Here is a 17,611-nt window from a genome sequence, read left to right on the forward strand (position 1 = left end):
TGCCAGCCTCGTGCTGGCGTTTTGCTTTCTAGTCGGTGGGTAGTCTGTTTGTTAAGGTGGCGCGCATTGAATCGCCTTCGCGAGCAAGCCCGCTCCCACATTCGACCGCATTCTCATGCTGGAACTCGGAAAAATGTGGGAGCGGGCTTGCTCGCGAAGGCGTCAATTCAGTCATCACCCATTTCAAGGAAGATCACCCCCATGGGCAACCCCCTGGCCGGTATCGGCATGGACTCCAACCGCTCCCAATTCATGGCGCGCCAGCGCATCGAAAGCGAACTCAACCTGCCGCGGATATTTGCCGCCATCGACGCCGACCCCAACATCGTTGGTGCTGGCGTGGTGTATATCGACGCCGACTTCAATGTTGTCACCCTGCGTGAGTTCAAGCCCATCTGCAGCATTCAGCCCAAGCGCATCATTGTGCGTGAGGCGCAGAAATACGTCGCGCCAGCGCAGTTTGCTGACCAAGTGATGAATAACGCGCGCGAGTCGCGGTTGATCAGCGAAGCCTTCAACACCACCTTGTCCTGCGGCGGCGCGGTGCTGGGTTGGCTGGTGATGTTAAGTGGCACCATCGCGGTGCCGTTCAGCGGTGGCGCCAGCTCGGTCATCACCGTCATTGGCTACACCAGCGCAACCGCCAGTACGGCGTCCTGTTTGATGGGGGCCTTTCGCACCCGCAATGAGATCGTCAACCCTGGCATGAATGATTATCTGGATAACGAGGAGTGGTACCAGACCGCTACCAAGATCATGGATGGCGCCGCCTTGGTGGGCGTGGGCGCGTCTGCGCTGACCACGGTCAAATTGGTCAATGTGGCCCGTGCATCCACCGGCAAAACCCTGCGCCAAGTGCTCAAAGGCCTGAACGGTCAGGAGCGGGAAAAGCTGACAAAAGAGCTGCTGAAAATCGCCGACCCACAGATGTCGACCAAGATGCGCAAGCTGCTGCAATTGCGCGGCGATTTGCCCAAGCGCTTTACCCACACTCAGCTCAAGCACGCCACCATCGTCCAGCTCGGCGACGCTTTCAGTGCAGGGCTGAGCGTTTGGGGGCTGGTGCGCTCGGACAACCCCAAACAGCTCAAAACCTTGGCGATAGGGTTGTACGAGGAGCTTGAATAATGAATGGCGTCCCGTCATTGAAACCCTTTTTGCTAGAACATTTTCCCTCGTTCATCGGCGTGATTCTCGCCGGTTGCCTTGGCGGTTCCGGCGCAATTTCCCTGGCGGCCGCCACCTATTTTGCCGACGTGCCCATGGCCACCAATGCCACCGTGTCGTGGTTCGTGGTGATCTTCGCGGCCTTGTTTGTGGTCAACAGCAACTTCCTGGTCGTGCGCGGGCACGCTTGGGCGGTGCGGGGCATGGTCGGCTTTTTTGTGGTGTGCTTGCTGGTGGTGCTTCCGACGCTGCAGTTTCACCCTCACTGGTTTATCTACAGCGAAAGCCTGTTCTGGCCATTGCTCGGTTTGTTGCTGATCAACAGCAAGGGCTATCGGTCGATGGTCAGGAAATTGGTTGAGGTACGGCGCCTGCGCAACGCGTCCAAGGCTGCTTGACTGGGTAGATTCACCACCCCAACCGCGCACACACGCCACAAATATGTGCAGCACATGCACCAATGCACTGACGACGGCGCCGTTTTGGTGCTGTACTGCAGCGGGTCTTACGATAAAGCGCAATGACTGCCGCTCTGGCATAAGTCTTGCGCGCGTTGTGTCCATGCCCTGGCTCGCAGGAGGCCGCCGTGTCGATTCATGTCGCGTTGCACCACGTTACGCATTACCGCTACGACCGCGCTGTCGAACTCGGCCCACAGATCGTGCGTTTACGCCCGGCTGCCCATAGCCGCACGCGGATTTTGTCCTACGCACTCAAAGTGCTGCCCGAGCAGCACTTCATCAACTGGCAGCAGGACCCGCAGGGCAATTACCTGGCGCGCCTGGTGTTCCCGGAAAAGACTGACCAGCTGCGCATCGAAGTCGACCTGGTCGCCGAGATGGCGGTATTCAATCCGTTCGACTTTTTCCTTGAGCCCTACGCCGAAAAGATCCCTTTCAGCTACGCTGCCGATGAGCAGCGCGAGCTGGCGCCGTACCTGGAAACCCTGCCGCTGACGCCAAAGTTTGCCGCCTACCTGGCCGGCATCGACCGCACGCCCTTGCCGGCCGTGGACTTTCTGGTCGGCCTCAACCAACGCCTGGCGGCTGATATCGGCTACCTGATCCGCATGGAACCGGGTGTGCAAACCCCGGAGTTCACCCTGGAAAACGCTTCAGGCTCCTGCCGCGATTCGGCCTGGCTGTTGGTGCAGTTGCTGCGCAATTTGGGCCTGGCGGCGCGTTTTGTGTCGGGCTACCTGATCCAACTGACCGCCGACGTCAAAGCCCTCGACGGCCCGTCCGGCACCGACGTCGACTTCACCGACCTGCACGCCTGGTGCGAAGTGTATTTGCCCGGCGCTGGCTGGATCGGCCTGGATGCGACCTCCGGGCTGTTCGCCGGTGAAGGTCATATCCCGTTGGCCTGTAGTCCCGATCCATCGTCCGCCGCGCCGATCAGTGGGCTGGTGGAGCCTTGCGAGTGCGAATTTACCCACGAGATGTCGGTTGAACGCATCTGGGAAGCGCCTCGGGTTACCAAGCCCTACACCGAAGAGCAGTGGCTGGCGATCCAGGCACTGGGCCGGCAGATCGACGGCGACCTGCTCAAGGACGATGTACGCCTGACCATGGGCGGCGAGCCGACCTTCGTCTCGATCGACGACCCCGATGGCGCCGAGTGGAACACCGCTGCGCTGGGGCCGGACAAGCGTCGCCTGTCTGCCGAGTTGTTCCAGCGCATGCGCAAACACTACGCGCCCACGGGGCTGGTGCACTTCGGCCAGGGCAAGTGGTACCCCGGCGAGCAACTGCCGCGCTGGTCGCTCAATTGTTACTGGCGCCGCGACGGTGTGCCGATCTGGCACAACAGCGCGCTGATCGCCGATGAACAGGAAGATTACGGCGCCGACGGCGTGATGGCCGGGCGCTTCCTGGCCTGCGTCGCCGAGCGCCTGAAGTTGCCCGCGCGCTTTGTGTTTCCAGCCTTCGAAGACAACTTCTACTACCTGTGGCGCGAAGGTGCGTTGCCACAAAACGTCACCGCCCAGGACCCGCGTCTGAGCGACGACCTGGAGCGTGAACGCCTGCGCAAAGTCTTCAGCCAGGGCCTTGATAAGGTCATCGGCCAAGTGCTGCCGCTGGCGCGCACGGCCGCCAATGACCGCTGGCAGAGTGGGCGCTGGTACCTGCGCGACAACCACTGCCGCCTGGTGCCGGGCGATTCGCCGCTGGGTTATCGCCTGCCGTTGGCCTCGCAGCCTTGGGTGACCGCCGCGGAATACCCGTTCGTGCATCCGACCGACCCGAACCAGGATCAGCCGGCGCTGCCGACCACCGCGCAGTTGCAAAGCCACGGTGAACCCGCGACGAGCGATGAGCGCGTGCCGAAAGTCGACGAATCCGCCGACTGGCTGACCCGCACCGCCTTGTGCGCCGAAGCGCGGGAAGGGCGCCTCTACCTGTTCATGCCGCCGCTGGAGCGCGTCGAGGACTATCTTGAACTGGTGGCCGCCATTGAAGCCACCGCCGAAGAACTGCACTGCCCGGTGTTGCTGGAAGGCTACGAGCCGCCGTTCGACACGCGCTTGAGCAACTTCCGGGTCACGCCGGACCCAGGTGTGATCGAGGTCAACGTGCAGCCGTCCGCCACGTGGGACGAGTTGGTCGAGCGCACCGAATTTCTCTACGAAGAGGCGCGGCAAACCCGCCTCACCACCGAAAAATTCATGATCGACGGCCGCCACACCGGCACCGGCGGTGGGAACCACTTTGTGCTCGGCGGCGCGACGCCCAAGGATTCGCCGTTCCTGCGCCGCCCGGACTTGCTGCGCAGTTTGATCAGCTACTGGCACAACCACCCGTCGCTGTCGTACCTGTTTTCCGGGCTGTTTATCGGCCCGACCTCCCAGGCACCCCGGGTGGATGAGGCACGTAACGACGCGCTGTACGAGCTGGAAATCGCCTTCGCGCAGATGCCCGAGCCCGGCGAAGAATGCCCACCGTGGTTGGTCGACCGCCTGCTGCGCAACCTGCTGATCGACGTGACGGGCAACACCCACCGCGCCGAATTCTGCATCGACAAGCTCTACTCACCGGACGGCGCCACCGGCCGCCTGGGTTTGCTGGAACTGCGCGCGTTTGAAATGCCACCGCATGCGCGCATGAGCCTGACCCAGCAATTGCTGCTGCGCGCCTTGGTCGCGCGCTTCTGGCGTGAGCCGTACGCGCCGCCGAAACTGGCGCGCTGGGGCACCGAGCTGCATGACCGCTTCCTGTTGCCGCACTTCATCGAGCAGGATTTCGCCGACGTGATCGTCGAACTGAACGCCGTCGGTTACCCGCTGCGCGCCGAATGGTTTGCTGCGCACCTGGAATTCCGTTTCCCCAAGGTTGGCGACTACGCCGTCAGCGGCATCGAACTGGAGCTGCGCCAGGCTCTGGAGCCTTGGCACGTACTGGGCGAGGAGGGCGCGGTGGGCGGCACGGTGCGTTATGTGGATTCGTCGCTTGAGCGCTTGCAGGTGAAGCTGAGCGGGCTGCCACCACAACGCTATTTGCTGACGTGCAATGGCATTCCGGTGCCCCTGCAGCCCACCGGGCGTGTGGGTGAGTTTGTCGCCGGCGTGCGCTACCGCGCCTGGCAACCGGCCAACTGCCTGCAGCCGACCATCGCGGTGCACGCGCCGCTGGTGTTCGACCTGCTCGACACCTGGATGCAACGTTCGCTGGGCGGCTGCCAGTACCACGTCGCCCACCCGGGAGGGCGCAATTACGACAGCTTGCCGGTGAACGCCAATGAGGCAGAGAGCCGGCGCATGGCGCGGTTTTTCCGCTTGGGGCATAGCCCAGGCAAGTTGCCCGTGCCTCCTTTGGTTATCAATGATGAACTACCGATGACTTTGGATTTGCGGCGTTTCCCCAATAAAAATGACTGAATGCTGTTCAAATGTGGGAGCGGGCTTGCTCGCGAAAGCGGTGAATCAGCCGATATATGAGTTGATTGACCCGCCGTATTCGCGAGCAAGCCCGCTCCCACATTAGACTGTGGTGACTTTGACTTCCCTTGCCCCTGCCGAGCGTTCCATGTCCGACTTGCTCGACCGTTACCCGCTGACTGCGGGCACTTACCACGAACTGCTGGACGACAGCGGCGCGGTGCGTGCCCATTGGCAGCGCTTGCTTGATCACCTGCAACGCAGCGCGCCCGCGCAATTGGCCCAGCGCCAGGCGCTGCTGACCCGGCAGATCCAGGAAAACGGCGTGACCTACAACGTCTACGCTGACCCCAAGGGCGCCGATCGCCCGTGGGAGCTGGATTTACTCCCGCATGTGCTGGCCGCCGATGAGTGGCGGCACCTGTCGGCCGGTATCGCCCAGCGTGCGCGCCTGCTCAATGCCGTGTTGGCCGACCTGTATGGCCCGCAGCTTCTGATCAAAGAAGGCCTGCTGCCGGCTGAGCTGGTGTTCGGGCATAACAACTTCCTCTGGCCGTGCCAGGGCATCCAGCCGCCGGACGGTACGTTTCTGCACCTGTACGCCGTGGACCTGGCGCGCACCCCGGATGGTCGCTGGTGGGTCACCGCCGACCGTACCCAGGCGCCTTCGGGCGCGGGTTATGCGCTGGAAAACCGCACCATCGTGTCCCGCGCCTTTCCGGATTTGTACCGCGACCTGCAGGTTCAGCACCTCACCGGTTTCTTCCGCACGCTGCAGGAAACCCTGGCCCGCCAGGCTTCCTGCGACGACCAGTCGCCGCTGATCGTGTTGCTGACGCCGGGGCGTTTCAACGAGAGCTATTTCGAACACCTGTACCTGGCGCGACAGCTCGGCTACCCGTTGGTGGAAGGCGGCGACCTCACCGTGCGCGACAGCACCGTGTTCCTGAAAACCCTCAGCGGCCTGCGCCGGGTGCACGCGATCATGCGTCGCCTGGACGACGACTTCTGCGACCCGCTGGAACTGCGCACCGACTCTGCGCTGGGCGTGCCCGGCCTGCTGGATGCCGTGCGCCAAGGCAATGTGTTGGTGGCCAATGCCCTGGGCAGTGGCGTGCTGGAGTCGCCGGGCTTGCTCGGCTTTTTGCCGAAGATCAACCAGTTCCTGTTTGGTGAAGAATTGATCCTGCCGTCGATCGCCACCTGGTGGTGCGGTGAGGCGCCGGTGCTCGCCGAGGCCCTGGAGAAACTGCCCGAGCTGCTGATCAAACCGGCGTTTCCATCGCAAAGTTTCGCCCCGGTATTTGGCCGCGACTTGAGCGACGAACAACGCCAGGCGCTGGCCGAACGCATGCGTGCGCGGCCTTATGCGTATGTCGCCCAGGAGTTGGCGCAACTGTCCCAGGCGCCGGTGTGGCATACCGTGGATGACCATTTGCAACACCGCGCCATCGGCATGCGCGTGTACGCGGTGGCCAGCGACGAGGGCTACCGCGTGCTGCCCGGTGGCCTGACCCGTGTGGCGGCCGAGGCCGACGCCGATGTGGTATCGATGCAACGCGGCGGCGCGAGCAAAGACACGTGGGTGCTGGGCGAGCGTACGGCGGGTGGCGAACAGTGGCGCGCGCAGCGGCCAATTGGCGCCCACGATCTGGTGCGCCGCGACCCCTACCTGCCGTCACGCGTGGTGGAAAACCTGTTTTGGTTTGGCCGTTACTGCGAACGCTGTGATGACAGTGCGCGCTGGCTGCGGATTGTGCTGGCGCGGTATGTGGACGGTGACGACCCGCTGGCCTTGCAGGCGGCGGTCGAGCTGGGCGAGACCTTGCGCCTGCTGCCCGAAGAAGGGGAATTGCCCGAGCGGCTGCTTGCCGCCTTGCTTGGCGATGACTGGCCATCGAGCCTGCGCGCCAACCTGCAGCGTCTGCAGTGGGCGGCGTCCCAGGTGCGCGGCAAGCTGTCGCGGGAAAACTGGCAGGCCTTGGTCGAGCTGCAGCGCGAAGCCCTGGAGCTGGAAAGCGAGACCCCGGACTTCGGCGAACTGCTGGATTTCCTCAACCGCCTGGTGATGTCCCTGGCGGCGCTGTCCGGCTTTGCCCTGGATGACATGACCCGTGATGAAGGCTGGCGCTTCTTGATGATGGGCCGGCGCATCGAGCGTCTGCAGTTTCTGAGCAGCAGCCTGGCAGCGTTCCTGCGTGGCGTGGCGGTGTTTGATCAGGCCGGGCTTGAGTGGCTGCTGGAGTTGGGTAACAGCAGCATCACCTATCGCTCGCGCTACCTGGCGGTGCCGCAGTTGATCCCGGTACTTGACCTGTTGTTGCTGGATGAGCAGAACCCGCATGCGGTGCTGTTCCAGCTGAAACTGGTCAGCCGCACGTTACGTCGTCTCAACGATGACTTCGGTGTGCCTCGGGAAACCGGGCTGGCGCCGCTGGTGGAGCGCCTGGCACGTTTCGACCTCGGTTGCCTGGAGAACCCGCTGTTCGGCGAGTCCAGCGTGCGTGCCGCGTTGGGCGGCCTGGCTGACCTGCTGCAAGCGGTGGCCGATGAGAGTGGGCAAGTGTCGGATCGCCTGGCGTTGCGCCATTTTGCCCATGTGGATGATGTCAGCCAGCAGACGGTGTCGGTGTGATGAGTGCGCGCTACCAGATTTTTCACGATACCCACTATCACTACGACAGCCCGGTGTCGCTGGCGCAGCAGCTGGCGCACTTGTGGCCACGGCCGTGTGCGTGGCAGCGTTGCAGTTCGCAGCAACTGGAAATCAGCCCGGAGCCGACGGCGCGTCGCGATGAGCTGGACGTGTTCGGCAACCCGATCACTCGGCTGGCGTTCGAACGGCCCCATGATGAGTTGCTGGTGAATGCAGGGCTGACCGTCGAAGTGCTGGCGCGGCCTGCGCTGGATTTTCAGCAGTCGCCGGCCTGGGATCAAACCCGCGACAGCCTGACTTACAGCAGCCAGCCGCTGTCAGCCGAACTGATCGAAGCCTGCCGCTATCGCTTCGAATCGCCCTACGTGCACCTGAAAAAAACCTTTGTCGAGTTTTCCGAAAGCTGTTTTCCGCCCGGCGAGCCGTTGCTGCTCGGCGTGCGGGCGTTGATGGAGAAGATTTTCAGCGAGTTCACCTTCGATGCCGAAGCCACCCAGGTCGCCACGCCGCTGGTGGAAGTGCTGGAACGCCGACGCGGGGTGTGCCAGGACTTCGCGCACCTGATGCTCGCCTGCCTGCGCTCGCGTGGCCTGGCGGCGCGGTATATCAGTGGCTATCTGCTGACGCAGCCACCGCCCGGCCAGCCACGGCTGATCGGCGCCGATGCATCGCACGCGTGGGTTTCGGTGTATTGCCCGGTGTCGGGCTGGGTAGATTTTGATCCGACCAACAATGTTCAGCCGGCACTGGAGCACATCACCTTGGCCTGGGGCCGGGATTTCTCGGATGTGTCGCCGTTGCGGGGGGTGATTCTGGGAGGAGGGAACCATGACCCGGAGGTGCGGGTGACGGTGATGCCGCTGCAATAGCAGTGGATTGAGGCGAGCAGGGAAGGCCTGCTCACCTCAACAGAATTTATTCAGCCGGGTCTTTCGGTGTCTCGGTTTCGTCGGTTGCCACTTCACCTTCGGCATCCGGGTTCAGTGCACTTGCTTCTTCATCTGCAGCGGCTTTCTTGCGTTGCAGCTTTTCCTCTTTCTTCTGCTCCTTGGCCAAGTCTCTCTGACGTTTGGCGAAGGAGTAATTAGGTTTGGCCATGGGCGATCCTCTAGGGTCGAAGGTGAGGGTGGCGGCGCGCAGCTGCCTTGGGTCGCTATGGTAGCAGCTTAGCGGCGCGGTTGGCCTTCACTTACCGCAGGCATACGCGGCCAGCAGGCCGTTGAACAGTTGATTCAGATGCATGGCGCGGGCTCCAGGGGGATGAGCCGATCATAGGCAGGTGTTCGAACTTTGGCTGGTAGATTGTGTTGATCAGTCTGATAGCCTAAAGTTGTATACAATCTGTTGATTCAGATCATAAGAATTCAGGCCTGCTTGAGGCACCCTTGTCGCAATACGCGTTTTTTAAACCCTGCCATGGAGATTCACATGTTTGCCAAAATCGTTGCTGTTTCCCTGCTGACACTGGCGAGCGGCCAGTTGCTTGCTGCAGAGTGCGCGGTCACTGTTGATTCCACCGACCAGATGTCCTTCAACACCAAAGAAATCACCATCGACAAGAGCTGCAAGACGTTCACCGTAAACCTGGAACACTCCGGCAGCTTGCCGAAGAACGTCATGGGCCATAACTGGGTGCTGAGCTCCGCCGCCGACATGCCTGGCATCGCCAGCGACGGTATGGCTGCCGGCATCGAAAAGAATTACCTCAAAGACGGCGACACGCGCATCATCGCCCACACCAAGATCATTGGTGCTGGCGAGAAAGATGCCGTGACCTTCGATGTGTCGAAACTGGCCGCTGGTACGGATTACGCGTTCTTCTGCTCGTTCCCAGGCCACATCTCGATGATGAAAGGCACTGTGACCGTCAAGTAAGCCGACCCTGGTCGAAAAAAAGCGCCTTGCGGGGCGCTTTTTTGTGGGCGTTGAATACCTTGTGGCGAGCGGGCTTGCCCCGCGTTGGGCTGCGCAGCGGCCGCAAATACCTGCAACTCAGTGTCACTGAATTACCGCGGTTGGCTTACTGGGGCTGCTGCGCAGCCCAACGCGGGGCAAGCCCGCTCGCCACAACAAGCCCGCTCGCCACAACAGGCCTGCTCGCCAAAAAAAGCACTTATCACGGCGCGAAGGGCATGACCCGCTTGTGCTCGGTTTTGCGATACGTGTCGCAAATGATCTTGAACGCTTCTTCACGCACTGGCTCGCCGTGCAGGAAGGCATCAATCTCGGCGTACGTCACGCCGTGGGATGCTTCGTCCGGCTTGCCTGGCGACAAGTCTTCGAGGTCGGCCGTCGGGACCTTCTCCACCAGCGATTCCGGCGCGCCAAAGTGTCGAGCAATCGCACGTACCTGGTTTTTCACCAGCCCGCTCAGCGGCGCCAAATCGCAGGCACCATCACCAAACTTGGTGAAAAAACCCATGACCGCTTCCGCCGCATGGTCGGTGCCGATCACCAGGCCACCGGCCGCGCCAGCGATGGTGTACTGCGCCACCATGCGCATGCGCGCCTTGGTGTTGCCCAGTACAAAATCACGCGACACCGCCGCCTTGCCTTCAAAGGCCGCCACTTCATTGGCCAGGGATTTGACCGCCGGGCCGATGTTCACAGTGTGGCGCTCGTCCGGTTCGATGAAGTCCACCGAAGCCTGAGCGTCGATTTCGTCGAACTGGGTTTCGTAAGGCAGGCGCACGGCGATGAAACGGTAGGCCGCGTCGCCGCTGCTGGCACGCAGTTCGTGCATCGCACGTTGGGCCAGCAGGCCTGCGGTCAGGGAGTCGACGCCACCGCTGATGCCCAGCACCAAGGTCTTGAGCCCGGAATTGCGCAGGCAATCCTGGATAAAGGTCACGCGGCGGGCAACTTCGGCCTCCAGGGCGGCCTGGTCCTTGAACGGGGCTTGGACCTTGAGCTGCTGCGCAATCTCACGCTGTACGGCTTGCATGATTCACTCCTTGCTGGAAAGGGCAGGTACTTTGAAAACGTGACGCAAATAGGCGACGAAATTCGGATCGGTGCAGTGGGTCTTGCCCGCTTCATCAGAGATTTTCGCGACGGGCTGGCCATTGCAGGCCGTCATTTTAAGCACGATGCTCATCGGCTCAACCCCTGGAATGTCACAGGTCAGGTTGGTGCCGATGCCGAAGCTGACATTAATGCGACCGCGCAACGCGCGGAAAATCTCCAGGGCCTTGGGCAGCGACAGGCTGTCAGAGAACACCAGCGTCTTGCTCATCGGCTCGATGCCGAGCTTGTGGTAGTGGGCGATGGCCTTTTCTGCCCACTGCACCGGGTCACCGGAGTCGTGGCGCAGGCCGTCGAACAGCTTGGCGAAGTACAAGTCGAAGTCGCCGAGGAAGGCATCGGTGGTGATGCAATCGGTCAGCGCGATGCCCAGCAGGCCTCGGTATTCGCGGACCCAGCAGTCGAGCGCGGCGATCTGGCTGTCGATCAGGCGCGGGCCGAGTTGCTGGTGGGCCATGATCCATTCATGGGCCATGGTGCCGAGCGGCTTCATGTCGAATTCGCGGGCCAGGTGCACGTTGCTGGTGCCGACGAAGCGGCCTGGGAAGTCGTGCTTGAGCACGCTGACCACTTCTTCCTGCACCCGGTACGAGAAGCGCCGGCGCGTGCCGAAGTCGGCCACCTGCAGCTCCGACAGCTCGTCGCTGCTGGCGTTGGCGGTCAACCAGTCGAATTTGCGGTACAGCTGCTCGCGGGCCTGTTCGAGGATCACGGTCTGGTAGCGGTAGCGGTTACGCACTTCGCTGACGATGGCCAGCATCGGCACTTCAAACAGGATCACATGCAGCCACGGCCCGCGCAGGCGAATGAATAGCTCGCCGTTTTCGATGCCGGTTTGTACATAGCGCAGGTTGAAGCGGAACAGCCCCAGGAAGCGCAAAAAGTCCGGCTTCATGAAGCTGATGCGCTCCAGAAAGCCCAATTGATCCGGGCTCAGGCTCAGCTCGGCGAGGCGCTCGATCTGGTAGCGGATTTCCGCCAGGTATGGACGCAGGTCTTCGCTGTTGCGGCAACGGAACTCCCATTCAACTTCCACATTCGGGTAGTTGTGCAGCACCGCCTGCATCATGGTCAGCTTGTAGAAGTCGGTGTCGAGCAAGTTCTGCACGATGCGATCGGCAAACACACTCTCGCTCATAACGGGAATCTCCAGACGGGTCGACGATGGGCGCCGACCTTTACGCACTATTAAGGAATGGCGCTAGTGGCGCATAGACCCGTGGGGTTTTGCCAGTGATTTTTTCGGAATGGCCACTGGCCCTATCGCAGGCAAGCCAGCTCCCACACTTGAAATGCATTCCAAATGTGGGAGCTGGCTTGCCTGCGATGGCGGTGGTGCAGCCAAAAAAGCTCTAAACCTGTTCCATCATCCACTTCACAAAATCGCGCACCTTGGGCACCTCCGCCGAATGCTCCGGATACGCCAGGTAATACGCATCCTGGCTGGGCAACGCATGCTGCCAGGGAATCACCAGCTTGCCCTCGGCCAATTCTTCTTCCACCAGAAAGCGCGGCAGCAAGGCCACGCCGCAGCCCACTTGCGCCGCGCGAATGCACATATAGAAGGTGTCGAAGCGCGGGCCGTGGTAGCTGTGTTCGGTGTGGAAACCCTGGCTGGCGAACCAGTCATGCCAGCCTTGGGGCCGCGAGGCGTTCTGCAGCAGCACCAGGTCGCTGAGTTGCGTGGGGTCGGTGAACGGCTGCGCAGGGAGGCTTTCCGGCGCGCACACCGGTACCAGTTCTTCGCTGAACAATTTCAGGCTCTCGGTGCCGGGCCGTGAGCCCTGGCCGAAGTAGAAGGCCATGTCGGCCTTGCCTTGCAGCAATTCGTCCGGTTCCTGCTCGTTGCACAGGTCCAAATGGATGTGCGGATGGCGCAAACGCCAGCCCTTGAGGCGCGGCACCAGCCAGCGCGCGCCGAAGGTGTAGGGCGTGGACACCCGCAGCACTTCGGTCTCGCCGCCGTAGGAGCGCAGGTAATGGGTGGACATCTCCACCTGTGTGAGGATTTTTCGCACTTCCACCAAGTACAAATCGCCCGCCGGGGTCATCTGCAAGCGGCGGCGCACCCGGCGAAACAGCAGGTGTTGCAGCAACTCTTCCAACTGCGCGACCTGTTTGCTCACCGCGCTTTGCGTGAGGTTCAGTTCCTCGGCGGCGCGGGTGAAGCTCAGGTGGCGGGTGGCGGCTTCGAAACACTGCAGGGCGGTGATCGAGGGCAAATGTCTTTTGTTCAGCACGGCACGCCTCTTTTTATTCTTTGCATGAATAAACGGAATGATATCTCGCCTAATCGTCGTTTGTTGGCAAGTCTTGGGCCAGCTACAAATAAGGCCTGGATCGCCGTGTCTGTGGCGGCGCGAATTTTCTGTTTGAAATTGAAGGAGTGACCCATGGTTGCCGCATTGCTTGATCGTCTCGGGGTGAGCCCGGCGCTATACCAGTCGGGTAAACAACCCGTGCATTCGCCGATCGACGGCAGCCGTATCGGCAGCGTGCACTGGGAAGGCGCCGCCGAGGTGGAGCAACAGGTCAGTCGCGCCGAGCATGCATTCGAGGCTTGGCGCAAGGTGCCGGCACCGCGTCGTGGCGAGCTGGTGCGCCAGTTCGGCGACGTATTGCGCGAATACAAGGCAGACCTGGGCGAGCTGGTGTCCTGGGAAGCCGGCAAGATCACCCAGGAAGGCCTGGGTGAAGTGCAGGAAATGATCGACATCTGTGACTTCGCCGTCGGCCTGTCCCGCCAGTTGTACGGCTTGACCATCGCCTCCGAGCGCCCGGGCCACCACATGCGTGAAACCTGGCACCCGCTGGGCGTGGTCGGCGTGATCAGCGCCTTCAACTTCCCGGTGGCCGTGTGGGCGTGGAACACCACGCTGGCGCTGGTGTGCGGTAACGCCGTGATCTGGAAACCGTCGGAAAAGACCCCGCTCACCGCGCTGGCGTGCCAGGCGCTGTTCGAGCGTGTGCTGAAAACATTCACCGATGCGCCCGAGTACCTGAGCCAGGTGATCATCGGTGGCCGCGACGCTGGCGCCGCGCTGGTCGATGACCCGCGCGTGGCATTGATCAGCGCCACCGGCAGCACCCGCATGGGCCGCGAAGTGGCGCCCAAGGTCGCCGCGCGTTTTGCCCGCAGTATTCTCGAACTGGGCGGCAACAACGCAATGATCCTCGGCCCAAGCGCCGACCTGGACATGGCCGTACGCGCCATCCTGTTCAGCGCCGTCGGCACCGCCGGCCAGCGTTGCACCAGCCTGCGCCGCCTGATCGCGCATGAATCGGTCAAAGAAGAAATCGTCACCCGCCTCAAGGCGGCCTATTCCAAGGTGCGCATCGGCCACCCGCTGGAAGGCAACCTGATCGGTCCGCTGATCGACAAACACGGCTTCGAAAACATGCAGGACGCCCTGGAGCAGGCCTTGAGCGAAGGCGGCAAGGTGTTCGGCGGCAAGCGACAGCTGGAAGATAAATTCCCGAATGCCTACTACGTGTCGCCCGCGATTGTGGAAATGCCTGAGCAAAGCGACGTGGTGTGCACCGAAACCTTCGCACCGATTCTGTATGTGATCGGCTACAGCGACTTTGCCGAAGCCCTGCGTTTGAACAACGCCGTGCCGCAAGGCCTGTCGTCGTGCATCTTCACTACCGATGTGCGTGAAGCCGAACAGTTCATGTCGGCGGTGGGCAGCGACTGCGGCATCGCCAACGTCAACATCGGCCCCAGCGGTGCGGAGATTGGTGGCGCGTTTGGCGGTGAGAAAGAGACTGGCGGCGGGCGCGAGTCCGGTTCGGATGCGTGGCGCGGCTACATGCGTCGCCAGACCAATACCGTGAATTACTCGCTGGAGTTGCCGCTGGCGCAGGGCATTACCTTCGACTAAATCCCTGTCGAAACGCGGTTAAAAATGTGGGAGCGGGCTTGCTCGCGAATGCGGTGGATCAGCTGTATATCTGTTGACTGACACACCGCTTTCGCGAGCAAGCCCGCTCCCACATTTGACCTCATTTGCAGTTCGGAAAAGTGGTTTGTTAGGCCTCATCGGAGTCTGGCAATGGCATTACGCGAAGCATGTTTGTGGGAACACCTTACCCCTGGCCGCCCGGACCGGGCCGCGCTCAAGGGCGAGGTCAAGGTCGATGTGTGCGTGATCGGCGCCGGGATCACCGGGTTGTCGGCAGCCGTGCATTTGCTGGAGCAAGGTAAAAGCGTTGCCGTGCTGGAGGCCCATCGCACCGGCCATGGCGGTTCGGGGCGTAACGTCGGGCTGGTGAATGCCGGTATGTGGATTCCCCCGGACGAGATCGAAGCCGGTTTCGGCGAGGCGGTGGGCAGCCAGCTCAACCGCATGTTGGGCGCAGCACCGTCACTGGTGTTCAGCCTGATCGACAAGTACGGCATCGATTGCCAACTGCGCCGCGAGGGCACCTTGCACATGGCGCACAACGCCCGTGGCGAGGCGGATTTACGCAGTCGTGAAGCACAATGGAAGCGCCGTGGCGCGTCGGTTGAATTGCTGACCGGGCAAGCCTGCGAACACGCCACCGGCACCAAAAAGATCGCCGCCGCACTGCTGGATCGGCGTGCGGGCACCTTGAACCCGATGGCCTACACCAGTGGTTTGGCGAATGCGGCGGTTGGCCTGGGCGGGCAGCTTTTCGACCATTCCCCGGTCACCCGGCTGGAGCGCCAGGGCGCAACCTGGTCGGTGCAAGCCGCGCAGGGCTCGGTGCAGGCTGCACAAGTGGTGATCGCCTCCAATGCCTACACCGAAGGCGAATGGACTGAGCTGCGGCGCAATTTCTTCCCAGGCTATTACTACCAGGTCGCCTCGGCGCCGCTGACGGACGACGCTGCCCAACAGATCCTGCCTGGCGGGCAGGGCTCGTGGGACACACGCCAGGTGTTGAGCAGCATCCGCCGCGATGCGGACGGCCGCCTGTTGCTCGGCAGCCTGGGCAACGGGAATCAGAAACCCGCCTGGTTCCTCAAGGCGTGGGCCGATCGGGTGCAGCAGCATTACTTCCCGTACCTCAAATCGGTGCAGTGGGAATACACCTGGACCGGCTGCATCGCCTTCACCCCGGACCACCTGATGCGTCTGTTCGAACCCGCGCCGGGCCTGGTGGCGGTGACCGGCTATAACGGGCGCGGCGTGACCACCGGCAGCGTGGTGGGCAAGGCCTTTGCCGACTATTTGTGTCACCAGAATGCCCAAGCCTTGCCGATTCCCTTCGCACCGATGCAACCGCTGGCCGGGGTGGGCTTGCGCAGTTGCCTGTATGAAGCCGGATTTTCGCTGTATCACGCGGGCCAATGCCTGCGGATCGTGATCTGATCAGCGAAATACCTGTCAGAAGCCTGCATTTTCTTAGCAGGCTACTAATCTGTATTGGTGCAAGTCGTAGCAAACACGCACTGTAAATGTGCAGTTCCGTTACGCACATTGTTACAGGCGTAGGAACTGTCGTTTATCCGTCTGGTTGCAGGTGCGACCTGCCAGGGTTGTACTTTTTTGCTCCGTCGGTTGCACCTCTCGGTGCTAGACGGTTGCACGTGCTGGCAAAAGGAGTCGAAACGCCTGTAATAACAATGACACCGTGTCTTTTTGAAGAATAAAAAAGTAATGGCACGCGGCTTGCTCTGGGCTTTCCCTGAAAGTTTCAGTTGAAGGTTCGCAGTGAAATCGTAGTGCCAATAAACAAAAACCTCGGAGCACCACTCATGTCCCAGACGTTTTACAAGAAAGGTTTTCTGGCCCTCGCCGTTGCAGCGGCGCTGGGTGTTTCTGCGTTTGTTCAAGCTGATGTGAAGATTGGCGTAGCGGGGCCGATGACGGGCGCCAACGCAGCTTTCGGTGAGCAGTACATGAAGGGTGCCCAAGCGGCAGCCGATGTGATCAACAAGGCCGGCGGGATCAACGGCGAGCAACTCAAGCTGGTGGCCGGCGATGACGCCTGCGAGCCGAAGCAGGCGGTGGCCGTCGCCAACCGTCTGGCAGACCAGGACAAAGTGATCGGCGTGGTCGGGCACTTCTGCTCCTCCAACACCATCCCGGCCTCCGAGGTGTACGACGAAGCCGGCATCATCATGATCACCCCGGGTTCCACCAACCCACAGGTGACCGAACGTGGCCTGGGCGCGGTGTTCCGTATGTGCGGGCGTGACGACCAGCAAGGCATCGTCGCCGGCGACTACATTGTCGATGTGCTCAAGGGCAAGAAAGTCGCGGTGATCAACGACAAAGACACCTACGGCAAAGGTCTGGCTGACGCCACCGCTCAGCAGTTGACCAAACGTGGCGTCAAGCCGGTGCTGGAAGAAGGCCTGACCCGTGGCGAGAAAGACTTCAGCGCCCTGGTCACCAAAATCCGCTCCACAGGTGCTGATGTGGTGTACTTCGGCGGCCTGCACCCTGAAGCCGGTCCATTGGTGCGCCAGATCCGTGAAGCGGGCCTCAAGGACGTCAAGTTCATGTCCGATGACGGCATCGTGACCGACGAACTGGTCGCCACCGCGGGCGGCGCGCAATACGTAGACGGCGTTTACATGACCTTCGGCGCCGACCCGCGCCTGCTGCCAGACAGCAAGACCGTCGTGGAAGAGTTCCGCAAAAACGGCACCGAGCCTGAAGGCTACACCCTGTACGCCTATGCCTCGATCCAGGCCCTGGCCGCCGGTTTCAACGGCGCCAAGTCCAATAAAGGCGAAGACGCGGCCAAGTGGCTGAAATCGCACCCGGTCAAAACCGTGATGGGCGAGAAAAACTGGGACGCCAAGGGCGACCTGAAGATCTCCGACTACGTGGTTTACCAGTGGGATAAAGACGGCAAATACCACCAGCTGGAAAAGCAGAAGTAAGGCTGAGCACCACAGATCCAATGTG

At 61.7% G+C, this 17,611-nt stretch carries 13 protein-coding genes; 9 read left to right on the forward strand and 4 right to left on the reverse strand.

Translation table 11 applies throughout. The features are described 5' to 3' along the window. The first annotated feature begins 201 nt into the window (after positions 1 to 201). The 5 genes from AB5I78_RS03190 to AB5I78_RS03210 all read left to right on the forward strand — a co-directional run bounded on the left by AB5I78_RS03190 (position 202) and on the right by AB5I78_RS03210 (position 8,569). Complete coding sequence (locus AB5I78_RS03190) at positions 202 to 1,128, forward strand: NAD synthetase (RefSeq protein WP_119737905.1); 927 nt, start codon at positions 202 to 204, stop codon at positions 1,126 to 1,128. After that, positions 1,128 to 1,565, forward strand: coding sequence for a hypothetical protein (locus tag AB5I78_RS03195; RefSeq protein WP_369301561.1), 438 nt, complete (start codon positions 1,128 to 1,130; stop codon positions 1,563 to 1,565). Before AB5I78_RS03190 ends, AB5I78_RS03195 begins: the two co-directional genes overlap by 1 nt. Positions 1,566 to 1,753: 188 nt before the next feature. Continuing rightward, entirely contained in the window at positions 1,754 to 5,044 is a 3,291-nt protein-coding gene (locus tag AB5I78_RS03200) for a DUF2126 domain-containing protein (protein WP_369301560.1), read from the forward strand. 148 nt (positions 5,045 to 5,192) lie between these two features. Continuing rightward, the gene (locus tag AB5I78_RS03205; RefSeq protein ID WP_262208773.1) at positions 5,193 to 7,679 is read left to right on the forward strand and encodes a circularly permuted type 2 ATP-grasp protein; all 2,487 of its coding nucleotides are present in this window, start codon (positions 5,193 to 5,195) and stop codon (positions 7,677 to 7,679) included. Then, a complete protein-coding gene (locus tag AB5I78_RS03210) occupies positions 7,679 to 8,569 on the forward strand; it encodes a transglutaminase N-terminal domain-containing protein (protein ID WP_369301559.1) in 891 nt (296 codons plus the stop codon). The genes AB5I78_RS03205 and AB5I78_RS03210 overlap by 1 nt, the downstream gene beginning before the upstream one ends. A gap of 46 nt (positions 8,570 to 8,615) precedes the next feature. On the opposite strand, the gene AB5I78_RS03215 is transcribed toward AB5I78_RS03210, so the two are convergent. Further along, positions 8,616 to 8,798, reverse strand: coding sequence for a hypothetical protein (locus tag AB5I78_RS03215; protein ID WP_106577640.1), 183 nt, complete (start codon positions 8,796 to 8,798; stop codon positions 8,616 to 8,618). A 330-nt stretch (positions 8,799 to 9,128) separates the two neighbouring features. Between AB5I78_RS03215 and azu the strand changes: the two genes are divergently transcribed. Further along, entirely contained in the window at positions 9,129 to 9,575 is a 447-nt protein-coding gene (gene azu, locus AB5I78_RS03220; protein ID WP_119737895.1) for an azurin, read from the forward strand. A 241-nt stretch (positions 9,576 to 9,816) separates the two neighbouring features. Here azu and nadE read toward each other — a convergent pair whose 3' ends face one another. The 3 genes from nadE to AB5I78_RS03235 all read right to left on the reverse strand — a co-directional run bounded on the left by nadE (position 9,817) and on the right by AB5I78_RS03235 (position 12,964). After that, positions 9,817 to 10,644: an ammonia-dependent NAD(+) synthetase gene (nadE, locus tag AB5I78_RS03225; RefSeq protein WP_145160191.1), complete on the reverse strand. Its 828-nt coding sequence runs from the start codon at positions 10,642 to 10,644 to the stop codon at positions 9,817 to 9,819. Positions 10,645 to 10,647: 3 nt separating this feature from the next. Beyond that, complete coding sequence (gene pncB, locus AB5I78_RS03230) at positions 10,648 to 11,862, reverse strand: nicotinate phosphoribosyltransferase (RefSeq protein WP_065900159.1); 1,215 nt, start codon at positions 11,860 to 11,862, stop codon at positions 10,648 to 10,650. A 214-nt stretch (positions 11,863 to 12,076) separates the two neighbouring features. Further along, positions 12,077 to 12,964 (reverse strand): LysR family transcriptional regulator, encoded by an 888-nt coding sequence (locus AB5I78_RS03235; protein WP_242198992.1) that lies wholly within the window; start codon positions 12,962 to 12,964, stop codon positions 12,077 to 12,079. A gap of 153 nt (positions 12,965 to 13,117) precedes the next feature. On the opposite strand from AB5I78_RS03235, the gene AB5I78_RS03240 reads away from it, so the two are divergent. From AB5I78_RS03240 to AB5I78_RS03250, 3 genes are all read left to right on the forward strand, one after another. Beyond that, complete coding sequence (locus AB5I78_RS03240) at positions 13,118 to 14,608, forward strand: aldehyde dehydrogenase family protein (protein WP_242198994.1); 1,491 nt, start codon at positions 13,118 to 13,120, stop codon at positions 14,606 to 14,608. A gap of 171 nt (positions 14,609 to 14,779) precedes the next feature. Beyond that, complete coding sequence (locus tag AB5I78_RS03245) at positions 14,780 to 16,063, forward strand: NAD(P)/FAD-dependent oxidoreductase (RefSeq protein ID WP_369301557.1); 1,284 nt, start codon at positions 14,780 to 14,782, stop codon at positions 16,061 to 16,063. A 386-nt stretch (positions 16,064 to 16,449) separates the two neighbouring features. Further along, positions 16,450 to 17,586, forward strand: coding sequence for a branched-chain amino acid ABC transporter substrate-binding protein (locus AB5I78_RS03250; protein ID WP_145160199.1), 1,137 nt, complete (start codon positions 16,450 to 16,452; stop codon positions 17,584 to 17,586). Positions 17,587 to 17,611: the final 25 nt, after the last annotated feature.

Origin of the sequence: Pseudomonas sp. N2-3-1-14, assembly GCF_041228395.1 — a bacterium.
Lineage (GTDB): Bacteria > Pseudomonadota > Gammaproteobacteria > Pseudomonadales > Pseudomonadaceae > Aquipseudomonas.

What these genes read in the sequence shown, in the direction of transcription:
- AB5I78_RS03190 (WP_119737905.1), top strand. Translation starts at nt 202, where the DNA reads ATGGGCAACCCCCTGGCCGGTATCGGCATGGACTCCAACCGCTCCCAA.
- AB5I78_RS03195 (WP_369301561.1), top strand. Translation starts at nt 1,128, where the DNA reads ATGAATGGCGTCCCGTCATTGAAACCCTTTTTGCTAGAACATTTTCCC.
- AB5I78_RS03205 (WP_262208773.1), top strand. Translation starts at nt 5,193, where the DNA reads ATGTCCGACTTGCTCGACCGTTACCCGCTGACTGCGGGCACTTACCAC.
- AB5I78_RS03210 (WP_369301559.1), top strand. Translation starts at nt 7,679, where the DNA reads ATGAGTGCGCGCTACCAGATTTTTCACGATACCCACTATCACTACGAC.
- AB5I78_RS03215 (WP_106577640.1), bottom strand. Translation starts at nt 8,798, where the DNA reads ATGGCCAAACCTAATTACTCCTTCGCCAAACGTCAGAGAGACTTGGCC.
- azu (WP_119737895.1), top strand. Translation starts at nt 9,129, where the DNA reads ATGTTTGCCAAAATCGTTGCTGTTTCCCTGCTGACACTGGCGAGCGGC.
- nadE (WP_145160191.1), bottom strand. Translation starts at nt 10,644, where the DNA reads ATGCAAGCCGTACAGCGTGAGATTGCGCAGCAGCTCAAGGTCCAAGCC.
- pncB (WP_065900159.1), bottom strand. Translation starts at nt 11,862, where the DNA reads ATGAGCGAGAGTGTGTTTGCCGATCGCATCGTGCAGAACTTGCTCGAC.
- AB5I78_RS03240 (WP_242198994.1), top strand. Translation starts at nt 13,118, where the DNA reads ATGGTTGCCGCATTGCTTGATCGTCTCGGGGTGAGCCCGGCGCTATAC.
- AB5I78_RS03245 (WP_369301557.1), top strand. Translation starts at nt 14,780, where the DNA reads ATGGCATTACGCGAAGCATGTTTGTGGGAACACCTTACCCCTGGCCGC.
- AB5I78_RS03250 (WP_145160199.1), top strand. Translation starts at nt 16,450, where the DNA reads ATGTCCCAGACGTTTTACAAGAAAGGTTTTCTGGCCCTCGCCGTTGCA.